General features: G+C 44.4%; 12 protein-coding genes. 5 read left to right on the top strand and 7 right to left on the bottom strand.

Annotated features, from left to right (window positions below; translation table 11 throughout):
- Positions 1-26: 26 nt before the first annotated feature.
- Entirely contained in the window at positions 27-2,474 is a 2,448-nt protein-coding gene (gene lon / locus ACPEGP_RS06020) for an endopeptidase La (RefSeq protein WP_423814254.1), read from the bottom strand.
- A gap of 488 nt (positions 2,475-2,962) precedes the next feature.
- Here lon and ACPEGP_RS06015 point away from each other — a divergent pair, with 488 nt between their 5' ends.
- On the top strand, positions 2,963-4,324 hold the full coding sequence (locus ACPEGP_RS06015; protein ID WP_423812898.1) for a Na+/H+ antiporter family protein: 1,362 nt from the start codon (positions 2,963-2,965) through the stop codon (positions 4,322-4,324).
- A gap of 517 nt (positions 4,325-4,841) precedes the next feature.
- On the opposite strand, the gene ACPEGP_RS06010 is transcribed toward ACPEGP_RS06015, so the two are convergent.
- Positions 4,842-5,093, bottom strand: a complete 252-nt coding sequence (locus ACPEGP_RS06010) for a hypothetical protein (RefSeq protein WP_423812897.1) — start codon at positions 5,091-5,093, stop codon at positions 4,842-4,844.
- Complete coding sequence (locus ACPEGP_RS06005) at positions 5,093-5,812, bottom strand: 5-formyltetrahydrofolate cyclo-ligase (RefSeq protein ID WP_423812896.1); 720 nt, start codon at positions 5,810-5,812, stop codon at positions 5,093-5,095. Before ACPEGP_RS06005 ends, ACPEGP_RS06010 begins: the two co-directional genes overlap by 1 nt.
- A gap of 141 nt (positions 5,813-5,953) precedes the next feature.
- On the opposite strand from ACPEGP_RS06005, the gene fumC reads away from it, so the two are divergent.
- Both fumC and ACPEGP_RS05995 read left to right on the top strand, forming a co-directional pair.
- A complete protein-coding gene (gene fumC, locus ACPEGP_RS06000) occupies positions 5,954-7,357 on the top strand; it encodes a class II fumarate hydratase (RefSeq protein ID WP_191690480.1) in 1,404 nt (467 codons plus the stop codon).
- Positions 7,358-7,506: 149 nt separating this feature from the next.
- Positions 7,507-7,713 (top strand): hypothetical protein, encoded by a 207-nt coding sequence (locus ACPEGP_RS05995; RefSeq protein WP_102077659.1) that lies wholly within the window; start codon positions 7,507-7,509, stop codon positions 7,711-7,713.
- A 474-nt stretch (positions 7,714-8,187) separates the two neighbouring features.
- Here the strand turns inward: ACPEGP_RS05995 and ACPEGP_RS05990 are convergent, their stop codons facing one another.
- From ACPEGP_RS05990 to ACPEGP_RS05975, 4 genes are all read right to left on the bottom strand, one after another.
- A complete protein-coding gene (locus ACPEGP_RS05990; protein ID WP_423812895.1) occupies positions 8,188-9,000 on the bottom strand; it encodes a MipA/OmpV family protein in 813 nt (270 codons plus the stop codon).
- 76 nt (positions 9,001-9,076) lie between these two features.
- Complete coding sequence (locus tag ACPEGP_RS05985) at positions 9,077-10,027, bottom strand: rhomboid family intramembrane serine protease (protein WP_423812894.1); 951 nt, start codon at positions 10,025-10,027, stop codon at positions 9,077-9,079.
- 265 nt (positions 10,028-10,292) lie between these two features.
- Complete coding sequence (locus ACPEGP_RS05980) at positions 10,293-11,480, bottom strand: alpha-hydroxy acid oxidase (protein WP_423812893.1); 1,188 nt, start codon at positions 11,478-11,480, stop codon at positions 10,293-10,295.
- A 37-nt stretch (positions 11,481-11,517) separates the two neighbouring features.
- Entirely contained in the window at positions 11,518-11,832 is a 315-nt protein-coding gene (locus ACPEGP_RS05975) for a glutaredoxin family protein (RefSeq protein ID WP_102077664.1), read from the bottom strand.
- A gap of 222 nt (positions 11,833-12,054) precedes the next feature.
- Between ACPEGP_RS05975 and mtgA the strand changes: the two genes are divergently transcribed.
- Positions 12,055-12,741 carry a monofunctional biosynthetic peptidoglycan transglycosylase gene (gene mtgA / locus ACPEGP_RS05970; RefSeq protein WP_423812892.1) on the top strand — a complete coding sequence of 229 codons (687 nt, stop codon included), beginning with the start codon at positions 12,055-12,057 and terminating at the stop codon, positions 12,739-12,741.
- Positions 12,742-12,858: 117 nt separating this feature from the next.
- The gene (gene ppk1 / locus ACPEGP_RS05965) at positions 12,859-15,105 is read left to right on the top strand and encodes a polyphosphate kinase 1 (RefSeq protein WP_423812891.1); all 2,247 of its coding nucleotides are present in this window, start codon (positions 12,859-12,861) and stop codon (positions 15,103-15,105) included.
- The last annotated feature ends 228 nt before the right edge of the window (positions 15,106-15,333 follow it).

Below are 15,333 nucleotides of genomic sequence, written 5' to 3'. Positions count from 1 at the left end.
TAAGGCTGGATTAGTAACTAATCAGATTAGTTATGCAGCGCTTTGCCTGAGGTTTTATCAACTGTCACTTTGGCAGGTTTCAGCGGCACTGGCATACTGACCAATGCTACTTTTAATATCTCATCAATCGTCGCTACTGGCTGGATGGTCAAGCCTTCTTTGACATTATCAGGGATATCGGCCAAGTCGCGCTCGTTGGTTGCTGGAATCAAAACATGCTTGATACCACCGCGATGCGCAGCAAGTAGCTTCTCTTTGAGACCACCGATGCGTAGGATTTTACCGCGTAAGGTAATCTCGCCTGTCATCGCAATATCTGGACGAATGGCAATGCCAGTTAAGGCAGAGACCAGCGCTGTGGTTAGCGCACCACCAGCTGATGGACCGTCTTTCGGGGTTGCACCTTCTGGCATATGTACGTGGACGTCAGTGGTTTTAAAGGTCTCGTAATCAATTCCTAAGCTATCACCGCGAGCACGGACCACGCTCATGGCAGCACGAATCGACTCTTTCATCACATCGCCGAGTGACCCTGTAAAGCTCAGCTCGCCTTTACCTTTCATTGCTACCGCTTCGATGGTTAATAGCTCGCCACCGACTTGTGTCCAAGCAAGACCAGTCACGCGACCAATCTCAGGCTCTTCTTCTGCTAGACCGTAGTCATACTGATGCACACCTAAATAGTCATCGATGTTTTTGTCATCGACTACCACTAGCTCGCGTTCTGCTTTTTTCGGAGCGCGTGCACCATGGGTTTCAACCGAACCGCGAACCACTTTGCGGCAGATTTTATTGACTTCACGCTCAAGGTTACGCACACCAGCTTCACGCGTATAGCTACGCACGATGCTATGTAATGCCGCTTCAACGATTTCAATTTCGCCTTCTTTAAGGCCATTATTTTTAATCGCTTTCGGCACGAGATATTTCTGCGCGATATTGACCTTTTCTTCTTCGGTATAACCCGGTAGACGAATGACTTCCATACGGTCAAGCAGGGCAGGTGGAATATCCATGCTGTTGGCAGTACAGATAAACATCACTTGTGATAAGTCTAAGTCCATATCCAAATAATGGTCGTTAAAGGTATCGTTCTGTGATGGATCTAGCACTTCAAGCAACGCTGACGCTGGATCGCCGCGGAAGTCTTGCGCCATCTTATCGATTTCATCCAATAAAAATAGCGGGTTTTTAACTTCGACTTTCGCTAATGACTGCACGATTTTACCCGGCATCGCGCCGATATAAGTACGGCGATGACCACGGATTTCCGCTTCATCGCGGACGCCACCAAGTGCCATACGTACAAACTTACGACCCGTTGCGCGCGCAATTGACTCACCCAACGAGGTCTTACCGACACCCGGAGGACCGACTAAACAAAGAATTGGACCGCGCAGTTTTTTCACCCGCGATTGTACGGCGAGGTATTCTAGGATGCGGTCTTTCACATCTTGCAAGCCATAATGGTCTTCGTCTAAGACGGTTTTCGCTTTATCTAAATTGATAGACACTTTGGTCGTCGCATTCCACGGCGTATCCAAAATCCATTCAATATAATTGCGCACCACTGATGATTCACTCGATGCAGGCGGCATCATTTTAAGTTTTTTCAGCTCTTGCTCGGCTTTTTTGCGTACATCTTCTGGCAAGTCAGCATCTTCTAAACGCTGCTCAAGCTCAGCCACGTCGTCTTCATCGAACGCGCCGTCATTCATATCTGACAGCTCGTTTTTGATGGCTTTCATCTTCTCGTTTAAGAAGTATTCGCGCTGATTGTCTTCCATTTGCTGACGAACGGCATCTTGGATATCTTGCTCGATATTTTGCTCAGCGCTTTGTTTAATGAGATATTCGGTCAAGGTATTGATGTGGGTTTTGATATCGTCTTCTTCTAAGAACGACTGCTTAATATCCAAATCCATCGACACACGGGTTGAGATAAAATACACCAGCTCAAGCAAATCATCGATGCGTTTTGCCACGCGAGTTAGCTCACGAGCATTACGCAGACGAGCATCGGCATAGCCTTCAAATAACGTCGTTAAGGCCTGAATGGTGTTTTTTTGTTGGCTCTCACTCATGCTGATATCGAGATCAGCACGCGTAAAGCTTGCCATCAATAGCTCGTCGTGATTTTCAATATTATCAACGCGCGCACGGTATTGACCTTCAATCAATACTTTGATGCAATTCTCATCGCTATCATGCGGCATAGTGCTGACGATGCGGCACACCGTTCCGTACTGATACAAGTTATCTTGATCAATATCTTCGGTTAGCGAGTCTTTTTGCGCCACGACCAATACTTTATTGCCGTATTCAGCTTGTGCCAATTCAACGGCTTTTACCGACGGCGCACGGCCGACAAATAAGGCAATTTGCATATGCGGATAGACAACCACATCACGCAATGCTAGTAGCGGCAGATAACTCTCTTCACCGTCTTTTGCCTTAACGCTTTCAGCTTCGATGTCTTCAGCGCTGTCCTGAATAGTTTTAGACGCCGAGACGTTTTCTAAGGTATCGTCAGATGAAGTATTTAGCGCCTTATCATCAGCAACGTTAGATGAAACGTCGACATCGATGTCGATATTGTCTTGGGCAATTTTATGTTCACTCATATATTCTTCCTCGTTCACCAGACTTGTAAAGTCAAGTTAGTGGTTCATGTTTAGATAAATGGTGTTGCTAAATGAAATTGCAAGGCTATATGACGAGCAGTCATGACAATATTGCGTCTTTATTTGCAGGGTCGCTCCTGTCTGCTAAGTTTTGCGCGTGGGATTTATAGCTAAAATCAGGTAAAATGACGCGCGTCTTAACCGCTCCGTTCAAATAGCAACTATATGGGTTAACGTGTGAGTTAAAACGCTAGGGCGAAATAAATAGGTCGGCAATGTGCTAATAGCGTGCCAATAGTCAATAGCGGACCAAAAAACATAGGGTAAGGGGCGAGAATATGACCATCAATGCGGTGCTACTAGCGGTAGTCATCATGCTAGGCCTGTCTTTGGCGCGGGTACACGTGGTACTCAGTTTATTAATCGGCGCGCTGGCAGGTGGGCTGATTGCGGGTCTTGGTATGACCGATACCTTAAATGCCTTTCAAGAAGGTATCCGTAATGGCGCGCAAATTGCGTTGTCTTATGCCTTATTGGGCGCTTTCGCGGTAGCGATTGCGCATTCGGGCTTGCCGCAATCTTTGGCAGGGGCGGTAATTAAACGCATTGATGCCGGTGGCACCAGTGGCATGATTAAATACATGCTGTTTGCAGGGCTCGTCACCATGAGCTGCTTTAGCCAAAACTTAATCCCGATTCATATCGCCTTTATTCCATTGCTTGTACCGCCTTTATTGCTTGCCTTTAACCGTATGCAAATCGATAGACGCCTGATTGCCTGTCTGATTACTTTTGGTCTGGTGACCACATATATGTTTATCCCTTATGGCTTTGGCGATATTTATCTCAATCAAATCATGCTTAAAAACGTCGGTGAAGCCGGTATTGATGTATCGAATATTTCGGTCACCAAAGCTATGGCGATTCCGGCACTTGGTATGCTTGTTGGTTTGCTAGTGGCGGTATTTATCAGCTATCGTAAGCCGCGCCAGTATGCTCAATTAGCCATTGATAAAGAGGCTCGCGATGCGGTAGTAGAAAAAGACGCGTTAAGCAAAACAGCTGCCGATGCCCAAACGCAAAGCAAGATGAAAACCATCGTCGCGCTGATTGCTATTGTTACCGCCTTTGTCGTACAGCTTTATACTGACTCGTTATTACTTGGCTCGATGTTTGGTTTTGGCGTGTTTATGGCAACGGGTGTGGTCAAATGGCGTGACGCCGATACGGTCTTTAATGATGGTATCAAGCTGATGGCGATGATTGGCTTTATTATGATTACTGCCCAAGGCTTTGCCGAAGTCATGAAAGCGACCGAGCAAATTCAACCATTGGTTGATGGCGCGGCGTCATTGTTTGCGGGTAATAAAGCGATGGCTGCATTTATTATGCTATTGATTGGCTTGATTGTGACCATGGGTATTGGTTCGTCTTTTTCAACTATTCCTATTTTGGCGGCGATTTATGTACCACTATGTATCTCTTTAGGGTTCTCACCTTTAGCAACCGTGGCGATTATTGGTACAGCTGGCGCGCTTGGTGATGCCGGTTCGCCTGCGTCAGACTCGACGCTTGGACCAACCTCTGGCCTAAACGTTGATGGCCAGCACGACCATATCAAAGACAGTGTGGTACCAACCTTTATCCATTACAATATTCCGTTATTGGTATTTGGTTGGATTGCGGCGATGGTGTTGTAAAGCTATCAAAGTTAAGTAGAGTTTGGTATAAGCTGGGTTTTTAACCCAGCTTTAAAATGTCAATTACCTTGTTATTAAACTGATTCTCTACAAAAAAAATCGTCTTAAAAAAAATAAACAGACCTGCCGAAAGCAAAGCAATAAAAATAGTAAAGATGACAGGAATGTCCAAAAAATCATCCCACCTAATGACGGCGGTGCATGCATCGCCATCATACCGAAACCAAATAAAAATAAAATGCTAGTCAACAGCATAGCGAAGAACTTCCAGCGACTATCCATATATACATCCATAGTTACCAGTAGGCTTAAGTGAAACAGCATCGCCATTATTAATATAACGACTAATTCTATAGGATAGGGATGCGGAGGAGGAATATTCTGAACGTGAAGTAAATAGGGATTTGTGCTAAAACCTAACGTGATAATAAGACCGACGAAAATGATCCACAAGATAGTAAAAACTACCCTTAGTGGTTTTGAGCAAAAGTAGCTCATTGTTGTCTTTATAAATCCTTTATGGGTCTTTATTTTTATCTTCAAAATCCTCAATCTCACCAGTTAAACTAGCCAAAAAAGCATCACTGTCAGCCAGTAATTCATTTAAGCGTTCTTCATTGATAAGCATTCCCAATTCATCAGAACTAAAGGGCTGCTCTTGACTGTAAGATAACTGCTCTCTAGTGACTTCTGTTTTTTCTAATTGTCCCAAATGTTGCTTAACATTCTCGGCACTAGACTTCTCATCAGGGGTTTTATTATTAGTCATCAAAACCACCTCAAGCCACTTGGCGTAATTATGCCATCTAATGGTACATCCCATGGTTGACGTTCTAATTGCTCAACCACTTGAAAATCATAGCACCAACCAATTTTCAATGGTTTTTTTAACCCTGCCTGATGGCTTTTACCAAGCGTTGTATCATAAAAACCGCCACCCATGCCCATACGATTACCATTTTTATCAACCGCTACGAGCGGACAGATAATGACGTCTAACTCTCGTGCCCAAAGTAACCTGCGATGATGGTTCTGCTTCATACCTAAGCTATGAATGCGTGTCGGTATATTTAATAGTTTCGACTGATAAATAGGCACAAAGCGCAGACGTTTATCATCATTACCATTTCTAGTACGACCGAGCGAACCAACCACAGGCAGATAAGGCAAATAGCCTAAGCGTTGACACCAGTCCAACAGTGGCTGAGTGGGTAGCTCGCCAAAGCCATCATAATATAAGCCAATCTTTGCATGCGGCGGTAAGCGTTGTTGCAATTTAATTAAATGTAAGCTTGCCATGCGCGCATATTGTCTACGCTCGCCAGCTGTTAATTGCCGACGCTGGCGGGTAAATTGTCGTCTGGGTGGATTAGCCAAGCTATCAGCGACTTTAACCTCCTTTTTAGAGCGAGCGTCATCAGCCGATAACTGAGATAAAGAATCAGATAATGCAGTAGCAGAATGTTGTTGGCCGGTGTTTTTAGACATCAGTTAGCCTCACGGACTTGGAGAAATTTGTGATAAGTCATGCTATCATAACGCCACTTTACATCGTATTTTCCTTTATGTGCAGCGTGTGTTGCACTTTTTTCAAAGCAGCTATACAACAAACCATCAAAGAGGGTAGTTATGTCGACACAGAATCAGGCAACTCGTACCGAAAAAGATACCATGGGCAACGTGGAAGTCCCAGCTGACGCTTATTGGGGTGCGCAAACTCAGCGTAGTCGCGAGAACTTTAAAATTGGTGGCGAGACATTGCCACGTCCGATGATTGAAGCAATGGCGCTAGTGAAAAAAGCCGCTGCCATTACCAATGCTAGCCTTGAGCGTATCGAAGGCGATAAGCGCGATTTAATCGTGCAAGCTGCTGATGAAGTTATCAACGGTGGTTTAACGGATCAGTTCCCACTCGTAGTATGGCAGACAGGTTCTGGTACCCAGTCAAACATGAACATGAACGAAGTGTTGGCAAATCGTGCCAACGAAATCGCAGGGAACGCGCGCGGCAGCTACACGCCGATTCACCCGAATGACCATGTTAACCATGCACAGTCTACCAACGACAGCTTCCCAACCGCGATTCGTGTGGCGGCTGCCCGTCAGATTAACAGCCTGCTTATCCCAGCGGTAAAAGCACTACGCGATACGCTAGATGCCAAAGCCAAAGAATTCGATAGTATCGTTAAAATCGGTCGTACGCATTTGCAAGACGCGACGCCTTTGACTCTAGGTCAAGAATTCAGCGGTTATGTCAGCCAACTTGACCATTCATTAACTCGTATCGATAACGCGCTACAAGGTCTATATGAATTGCCACTAGGCGGCACAGCGGTTGGTACAGGTCTAAACGCTCACCCTGATTATGCGGTAAAAGCTGCTGAGCAATTGGCTGAATTAACAGGCTTACCGTTTGTCACCTCACCAAATAAATTTGAAGCACTAGCCGCTCGTGATGCCGAAGTGTTTGCTTCAGGCGCACTCAAAACGCTAGCTGGCAGCCTAAATAAAATCGCTAATGACGTCCGTTGGTTGGCATCAGGTCCTCGCTGTGGTTTGGGCGAATTGACGATTCCAGAAAATGAGCCAGGCTCATCTATCATGCCGGGTAAAGTAAACCCAACTCAGTCAGAAGCAATGACCATGGTCGTCGCTCAAGTCATGGGTAACGATGTCACTATCAGCATGGCTGGCGCGTCAGGTAACTTTGAGCTTAACGTTTATAAGCCAGTGATTGCCTTTAACTTATTGCAATCTATCAAGCTATTGGGTGACGCTTGCAACAGCTTTAACGAAAATTGTGCGGTTGGTATCGAGCCAGTCAAAGACAAAATCGATGACTTCTTGCATAATTCATTAATGCTAGTGACTGCTTTGAACCGTCATGTTGGTTATGAAAACGCAGCAAAAATTGCTAAGACTGCTTATAAAGAAAACAAAACTTTGAAGCAAGTGGCGGTTGAATTGGAGCTGTTAACTGAAGCGCAGTTTGATGAGTGGGTAACCCCTGCGGATATGGTGCATCCTTCTTAATTTAGATTTTTTTGGGTAAATAAAAGATCTTGTCATGTAATGTGGCAAGGTCTTTTTTATGCTGTAAACTTATATTTAGGTTACTAAATTTTGAGTGATTTAATACTCTTATACTATAGTCTACTGTTAGGCTTTATGAGGAAAGTAGAATGGAAAGTGCATGGATTGGTTTAGCAGGGCTACTAATTGGCGTTTTACTTGGAGAGTATTTTCACAGAAATAAACGGATTGAAATTTACTCTCAAAAAGTGTTTGATAAAAGATTATCTGTTCATGAAGAGCTATATAAAATTTTTCTTGAAAGTAATGAGATGGTATCAGAAGCAATGACAAACTCAACTTTGAACGAAGTATAAAGAAAAAATTTAGTTGGCTCTGTAATACATTCTCTTTGTACGTTCACGGACAAAAACGGATTCTATTTGAATGATTGTCTTATAGTTCAGGTTGTAACCGCATATATGGGGGCTGAAGACGTTTTAAGTTATGAGGATGAGCTAGGTGCCATATCGGTAAGATCAAAAGTCTATGAATCAGCTAAAATAACAAAGAAGATGATACTTGAGGAGGCTGGTGTTACTGAGGTATTTAAGCATTTCTCTACAATATCAAAATCCAAGCCTAATTCTGCTGTGATCAGGTATTTTAGAAGATTGAGAATTAATAAGATGACAATACAATACAATACTAATAGGGTGCGTCCCATGCACCATTTTTAAGAAATAGCTATACTATCGGTGCGCTAGGCGCACCCTACAATTAAAGTAGAGATAAAAAAAGACCTTGCCACATCAAGCAACAAGGTTTTTTTACCTAAAATTTATTTTTAATTAAAACTTATAAAGTAATCCTAGCGTCGTTGTTGCATCCGTACGCGAGTCAACCATTGGGCTGTCGTATTGCTCATTTGGCAGATAGCTTAAGCTTTGATTGGCAAATCCTGCCCAGCGCTCATTAAAATCATAATTAGCACTGATATTAATATAAGGGTTTAAGCTATTATTTGACTCATAAGCAGCGACGCCTGTCTTCGCTGACTCTTGTGCACTAACGCCATAATAATAGTTATTGTAGTCTGCATCATGGTACTCAAAGCCAATGCTTGGATAGACGGTCAGCTTATCTTTAGTGATTTTAGCAAGATAGGTCAAACGCGCTGTATTACCACCACTTTTATCTAAAACGTCAGTCGCGACTTGCAGGCGAAAACCACCCACAGGCGTACGACGCAGATATGATAGACCGGCAGCGGCTGAAGCCTTACGTTTATCTAGACCTTGCAGCGCGCCAGTTGCATCGTCAGGGTCGAACTCACTGCCATCGAGCTGCGCATAAGCAGCTAGCTGATTGGTGCCATCATTGATGATATAAGCGCCCGCTTGCGCACCGCGTGCATAGATTCTGTTGTTATCATAAAACACACCCGGCAATACTTTTATGTCGGTGCTGTCTTCCAAATCATAAGCCGACTTGACCGCCATGATGTTGACGCCAACGCTTAAAATGGCATCTTTATCAGTCGGTAAGTTGTTTTTAAACAGTGCGGCATTAGAGATGCTGGCGACACTAAATAGGGCAGTGGCGGTCAATGCGCTGAGGACAGTGCGCGTCAACGGTTTCGATAGCGCTGATGATTTAAACATGATTTGCTCTCATAAGTGGGTAGGATAAACGGTAAAAAAAGCATTGATAAATAGAATAATAAATAAGTCTGGCATTTTACTCAATGGCGGCGAGCACTTGTAGTATTTGCTGATGAATATCTTGCCACCACCAGACAAAACCAATACTGATCAGCAGCATGACCAGCCACGGTAGCAATTGCCAAATAAGCGTCGATTTGGTCGCTGTTTGTTGTTCGTTAATTTTGCCGTGATTAAGGGGTGGTTGATTGGCATAGCTATCTAAGGGTAAGTTTACAGCAGAGTCGTGATTAAAACTGCTGTTATTATCAAAATTGCCATCATTGTCAAAGCGAGGAGAATTGATATATGTGGTGTGATAAATGTCTTGAGCTCGGCTAGGAATATTTTGTAGCGTCGCAGCCAAGCGCTGACGGTAGGCAATGGCAAACGCCAATGCAATCACCAATCCTGTGACCGCGCCACCAATATGGCCAGCATTATCAATGCCCGGTACGGCAAAGCCATATACCAAATTGATGCCCATAATAATGATCAGGCTTTTCAGATTGAGCACCATGCCATTGACTGAGATTTTAAATAGCGCGGCTATTAATAGCGCGGCACCGATACCCATGATACCTCCAGACGCGCCCGCTGATAGTCCGGGTTGTCCCGTACCATCCAAAATACCTTGCCACGTGACATAATTGTTCAGTAAATTACCACCGATTGCCGCCAGTAAAAACAACGCCAAAAACTTCGCTGAGCCAAACATCGGCTCGGCGATTTGCCCAAAGAAATACATGGCAAAACCATTAAACAATAAATGCATCAGACCGATATGCAAAAAGGCACTACTTGCCAAGCGCCATGGTTCATTATCCATGGTATAAGGCAAAGCATTGGCGCCCCATTTTAGCAATGCTTCGGTCGATGGATTGTTAGCATCGACGCCGCTCAGCACCTGCATGAAAAATAAGCCGATAAAGCTTATTAATAGCAAAGTGGTGACGGGCGCGGTTTTTAATAATTGTTGAATGGTCATAAACGCAAACTATCAATAGTAAATGATGAGTAGAGTATAAAGGCTAGGGTTAGGGCGTGTCACCCATAACTGGGTTAGAGTCGATTCAACCTCAAAACGATATAGGATTGCTAGAATAAATTTTTCGCAGCCTCTGGAGTGCGAAGCACACAGCAAGCAAGAAAAATTTATTCAAGCAGCAAGCTATTTTGGACATATCCTTTTCACACCGAACTGAATATATCAATATTTAATAAAGCTGGGCTGTTTAATAAGGACTGGCTTTTTAATAAGCATGAGTTTTAAGATTCTCATAAGTACCTTTGACCAAAATGTCATCCGTCACTTGATTGATATCGGTATGACCGCAAAACGCCATACTGATATCACACTCGTTATAAATAAGCTCTAGCGCACGGCGCACGCCATCTTCGCCATAAGCGCCAAGCCCATATAAAAACGCGCGACCAATCATCGTACCAGTAGCGCCTACAGCCAACGCTTTGAGCACATCTTGGCCGGAGCGAATGCCACTATCGAGCCAAATCTCAATATTGCTGTTTTCCGCTCGTACCGCTTGCACGATATCAGCAAGCGCGGCAATGGAAGACAGCGCTCCATCGAGCTGACGCCCACCATGGTTTGAGACGACCAATGCATCGGCACCGCTACGAGCAGCCATGATGGCGTCTTCAGGTTCCATAATACCTTTAATAATGAGCTTGCCGCCCCACATATCTTTAATGCGCGCGACATCGTCCCAGCTTAGCGCCGGGTCAAACTGTTCAGCCGTCCATGCCGAGAGCGATGATATATCCTCGACGTTTTTGGCATGGCCGACGATATTACCAAAGCTATGCCGTTTGGTGCCGAGCATATTCATGCACCATTGCGGCTTGGTCATGAGATTCAATATATTACCAAGGGTAGGTTTTGGCGGCGCAGATAGACCGTTTTTGATATCTTTATGGCGCTGTCCGAGGACTTGTAAATCCGCGGTTAAGATAAGCGCGGAACAATTGGCCGCCTTAGCGCGGCGAATTAGGTTTGCCATAAACTCTTGATCGCGCATCACATAGAGCTGAAACCAAAACGGCGCACTAGTGTTTTCTGCGACATCTTCGATAGAGCAGATACTCATGGTTGAAAGCGAGAAGGGCACGCCAAATTTCTCCGCTGCCCGTGCGGCGTGAATCTCACCATCGGCCCACATCATGCCAGTAAAGCCAGTTGGGGCGATAGCAACGGGCATTTTGACTTTTGAGCCTAGCATGTCAGTGGCAAGCGAGCGCCCTTCCATATTGACCAGAACCCGTTGGCGCAATTTAATACGGTCAAAGTCGGTTTCATTGTTGCGATAAGTAGTCTCAGTCCATGAGCCTGAATCGACATAATCATAAAACATCCGTGGTACTTTACGCTCGGCAACATGGCGCAAATCCTCAATTTCCGTTATTTTCTTTAAATCTTTCATAAGTTCCTCATTATTATCATTTTTTACGTTGTCTGTTTTATGACGCTGCTAATAATTGCTGCAAATCCAACACTGAAAAAGGATAGTTCAATCGTTTTGATGGCGTCAATATCACAGGAATCGTAGTAGCAAACTCCATCATCAGCACCTCATCAAAATCAGCAATATCAACATACTGATAGCGTATCGGTTGCACCGCTTGAAATTGGCTAAGCAGCTGCTCAGCGATGTCACAAAGATGACAGCCAGTCGTTCCGAGTAGCCACCATTTATCCTGATTTTCAGCCGTACCAAGATTGGGATTGGCGGCAATCATGCGTGCCCGTAACATTGCTACTGTATTATTAGCCATATTTACACTCTTATTCTTATATCTATTTATCGCCAAGCGTTAGTTTTAAATTTTTAAAGAAAAGTATTCGTAGCACTTGGCAGTATTTACATAATAAAGAAATAGGGTAAATAATGACAGCGATTGTGAGATTAGGTAAGATGACCTGCTATTTATGATTAACGCGTTAGGGTTAACAGTTTATTATGTTGACTATTTTTTAACTACTTGGATATCGCTCGCATGGCAAGTTTTGGCACATTTCTCAAACGCTTATTACTGGCATTCATGTTGTTGGTGGTGGCTTTTCATATATTGGTCGCAGGTCTGCTACTGATTTGGAAGACCCAGCCGATTAATAATAGCATGTTTATGCTGACCCATCGTTTAACGGGTGGCACGGTCACGCAAACGTGGGCTGAGTATGACGCCATTGCCAAATCTGCCAAACAAGCAGCGATTGTCAGTGAAGATTCGACCTTTAGCCAGCATAATGGCTTTGATATGAAAGGCATTAAGGCGGCACAGAAAAAGAACGAAGAAACGGGCAAAATGTCAGCGGGCGGCTCAACGATTACCCAGCAATTGGCCAAAAATTTATTTCTTACCTCGCATCGCTCTTATACCCGTAAAGCTGAAGAAGCGATTATCACAGTAATGATAGAAACCTTTTGGGATAAGCAGCGCATTTTGACCGCTTATCTCAACATCGCTGAGTTTGGTAACGGCATTTATGGTGTTGAAGCCGCCGCGCAGCATTATTTTGATAAATCAGCGGCCAATCTAAACCGTGACGAATCGGCTTTGCTCATCGCCATGTTGACCAATCCAAAATACTACGAAGGTCATCAAAGTGACAAACGCTTGCGCAACAAACAACGTATCATTAAAAAACGCATGAAAAATGCCGTCTTACCGCAATCCGCTTAGAAAACGATTGGCTTAGCATGTAATTAGCTTAAATTGTCGGTTGGCATTAAATAGCGTTCATAAAAAATAAAAGATGACGGCATATCGATCACGTAAAGGATTAAAAAGGTGGCAGAGATGGTTAATAAGCAAAATAATGGTCATGAAATTAACGATAGTATTGATGTTAGTACAAAAACGGATAGTGAACTCAGCACGAATCTGGTCAAAACAGAAGAAGAGCTAACAGCAAGCTCGACCAAGAGCTTGAGCGAAATAGATTGGCAGCGTTTCGACGATGGCAGCTATTCGCCGAGCAGCTATATCAATCGCGATTTGTCATTGTTGCAGTTTCATCTGCGGGTACTGGCGCAGGCCGCCAGTCCGCGCCATCCTTTGTTAGAGCGCTTGTTTTTCCTCATTATCTTTTCTTCCAACATGGATGAGTTTTTTGAGATTCGTGTCGCCGGTATCATGCAAAAACTCAATATGGGTGATGTCTCAACCAGCGCTCATGGTATGCGCCCAAGTGAGGTGCTCAGAGAAATCTCTGCTGTCACTCATAAAGCCATCAACGAGCAATACCGCATTTTAAATGAAGATATCCTGCCAGCCCTTGCCCAAGAAGACATCCGCTACTTAAAACGTGATGAGCTAACTCCTGAGCAATCTGCGTGGATGAAGCAGTATTTTACCGAGCAAGTCTCACCAGTTTTGACCCCGATTAGTATTGATCCGGCGCATCCATTTCCACGCTTAGTGAATAAAAGCTTAAACTTTATCGCCACGTTAGAGGGCAAAGATGCCTTTGGTCGTGATATCAATCTCGCCATTGTACCAGCGCCGCGCAGCTTGCCGCGTGTCATCCGCTTGCCGAATGAGCTGACGGGTGGTAAAGAGCATCATGTGATGCTATCGGCGGTGATTCATGAGCATATCGGTGAGTTGTTCCCAGGGATGAATGTCACTGGTTGTCATCAGTTTAGACTAACGCGCAATGCCGATTTGGATTTGGCAGAGGATGTCGATGATATTGCCAAGGCACTAGAGGGCGAGCTTGAAAACCGCCGCTTTGGCGACAAGGTGCGTTTAGAGGTCACTACCGATTGCCCAGCGCCGATTAGCGATTATTTGCTCAATGAGTTTGAGCTGCATGACAATCAACTTTACCGCGTCAATGGGCCGGTGAACTTAACACGCTTGCTGTTTGACTTTAATATCCCCGCGCTACGTTATCAGCCTTTTACCCATGTCGTCCCCAAACCGTTCCGCCGTGAAGTTGATAAGCTCGATAAAGCGACCAGCATGTTTGCCGCGATGCGTAAGAGCGATGTCTTGGTGCACCATCCGTTTCATGCATTTTCACCGATTATCAATCTATTGTGGCAAGCAGCAAGTGATCCAAAAGTGCTCGCCATTAAGCAAACGCTATATCGTTCAGGTACCAACTCAGAAATCGTTAAAGCCCTAGCGGCGGCGGCACGCAATGGTAAAGAAGTCACGGCGGTTATCGAGTTACGCGCCCGTTTTGATGAAGCCTCAAATATCGCGGTGGCTAATTATCTGCAAGAAGCAGGCGCGGTGGTGGTTTACGGTATCGTCGGTTACAAGACCCACGCCAAATTGATGCTTATCATTCGCCGTGAAAACGATAAAATTCGTCGTTATGTGCATCTCGGTACGGGCAACTATCATGCTGCCAATGCCAAAGTCTATACCGATTATGGTTTATTTAGCGCCGATCCTGATATCTCAGAAGACGTGCACAAAATCTTCCAAGAGCTAACAGGCATGGGTAAACCGGCCAATCTAAAAAAACTCCTACATGCGCCGTTTACTTTGCATGAAAAGCTCATGAGCTTTATCGATGATGAAATTGCTCAAGCCAAAGCAGGCAAACGCGCTCATATTATCATCAAGGTCAATGCGCTGACCGAGCGCCGACTGATTGATAAATTGTATGATGCGTCGCAGGCAGGCGTTAAGATTGAGCTGATTTTGCGCTCCATGTGCTGCCTGCGCCCGCAAGTAAAGGATTTGTCCGAAAATATCACCGTCCGTTCTGTGATTGGGCGCTTTTTGGAGCATACGCGCATTTATTACTTTTATAATGCTGGCTATGAGCGCTTGTATTGCGGCAGCGCCGACTGGATGGACCGCAACTTATTCCACCGCGTTGAGGTGGCGTTCCCAATCGAAGACAAAAAGCTATTCAAACAAATTTATCAAGATGGTTTAATCAACTATCTACACGACAATACTCAGGCTTGGACGCTTGATGGTAATGGCGTTTGGCAGCAATTACAACCAGCGGCAGATGAAACACCGCATATCGCACAAGAGCATTTATTAAAGGTCATCAACGGCGTTGGCGAGACAACTTAGACTAGTTCTCAACAACCTTTTTAGATTCAATAAGCATTGAAAAATCCAAATAAAAACCAAGCATCTGTATTTATCGGATCTTGGTTTTTTTATTTAATAGCGCTTATAAAGTTGCGGAATAAATTACTAAAAAGTAGCGCACTAATGAAAAGCAAGTTACAAACTGTCGGCTAACCTCACATTTATTCACACATTGATACGGCAGTACACTGGTGAGCAGTCAAAAAT

Origin of the sequence: Psychrobacter sp. 219-2-C (genome assembly GCF_049560815.1) — a bacterium.
In the GTDB taxonomy this organism is placed as follows: domain Bacteria; phylum Pseudomonadota; class Gammaproteobacteria; order Pseudomonadales; family Moraxellaceae; genus Psychrobacter; species Psychrobacter faecalis.
The sequence above is the reverse complement of the archived record's forward strand: the minus strand, read 5'-3'. Positions and strand labels throughout refer to the sequence as shown.

Excerpts from the sequence above, each read along its gene's own strand:
- ACPEGP_RS05980 (WP_423812893.1), bottom strand. The coding sequence starts at position 11,480 with ATGAAAGATTTAAAGAAAATAACGGAAATTGAGGATTTGCGCCATGTT.
- ACPEGP_RS05975 (WP_102077664.1), bottom strand. The coding sequence starts at position 11,832 with ATGGCTAATAATACAGTAGCAATGTTACGGGCACGCATGATTGCCGCC.
- ACPEGP_RS06010 (WP_423812897.1), bottom strand. The coding sequence starts at position 5,093 with ATGACTAATAATAAAACCCCTGATGAGAAGTCTAGTGCCGAGAATGTT.
- ACPEGP_RS05990 (WP_423812895.1), bottom strand. The coding sequence starts at position 9,000 with ATGTTTAAATCATCAGCGCTATCGAAACCGTTGACGCGCACTGTCCTC.
- mtgA (WP_423812892.1), top strand. The coding sequence starts at position 12,055 with ATGGCAAGTTTTGGCACATTTCTCAAACGCTTATTACTGGCATTCATG.
- ACPEGP_RS05995 (WP_102077659.1), top strand. The coding sequence starts at position 7,507 with ATGGAAAGTGCATGGATTGGTTTAGCAGGGCTACTAATTGGCGTTTTA.
- fumC (WP_191690480.1), top strand. The coding sequence starts at position 5,954 with ATGTCGACACAGAATCAGGCAACTCGTACCGAAAAAGATACCATGGGC.
- ACPEGP_RS06015 (WP_423812898.1), top strand. The coding sequence starts at position 2,963 with ATGACCATCAATGCGGTGCTACTAGCGGTAGTCATCATGCTAGGCCTG.
- ACPEGP_RS06005 (WP_423812896.1), bottom strand. The coding sequence starts at position 5,812 with ATGTCTAAAAACACCGGCCAACAACATTCTGCTACTGCATTATCTGAT.
- ACPEGP_RS05985 (WP_423812894.1), bottom strand. The coding sequence starts at position 10,027 with ATGACCATTCAACAATTATTAAAAACCGCGCCCGTCACCACTTTGCTA.
- ppk1 (WP_423812891.1), top strand. The coding sequence starts at position 12,859 with ATGGTTAATAAGCAAAATAATGGTCATGAAATTAACGATAGTATTGAT.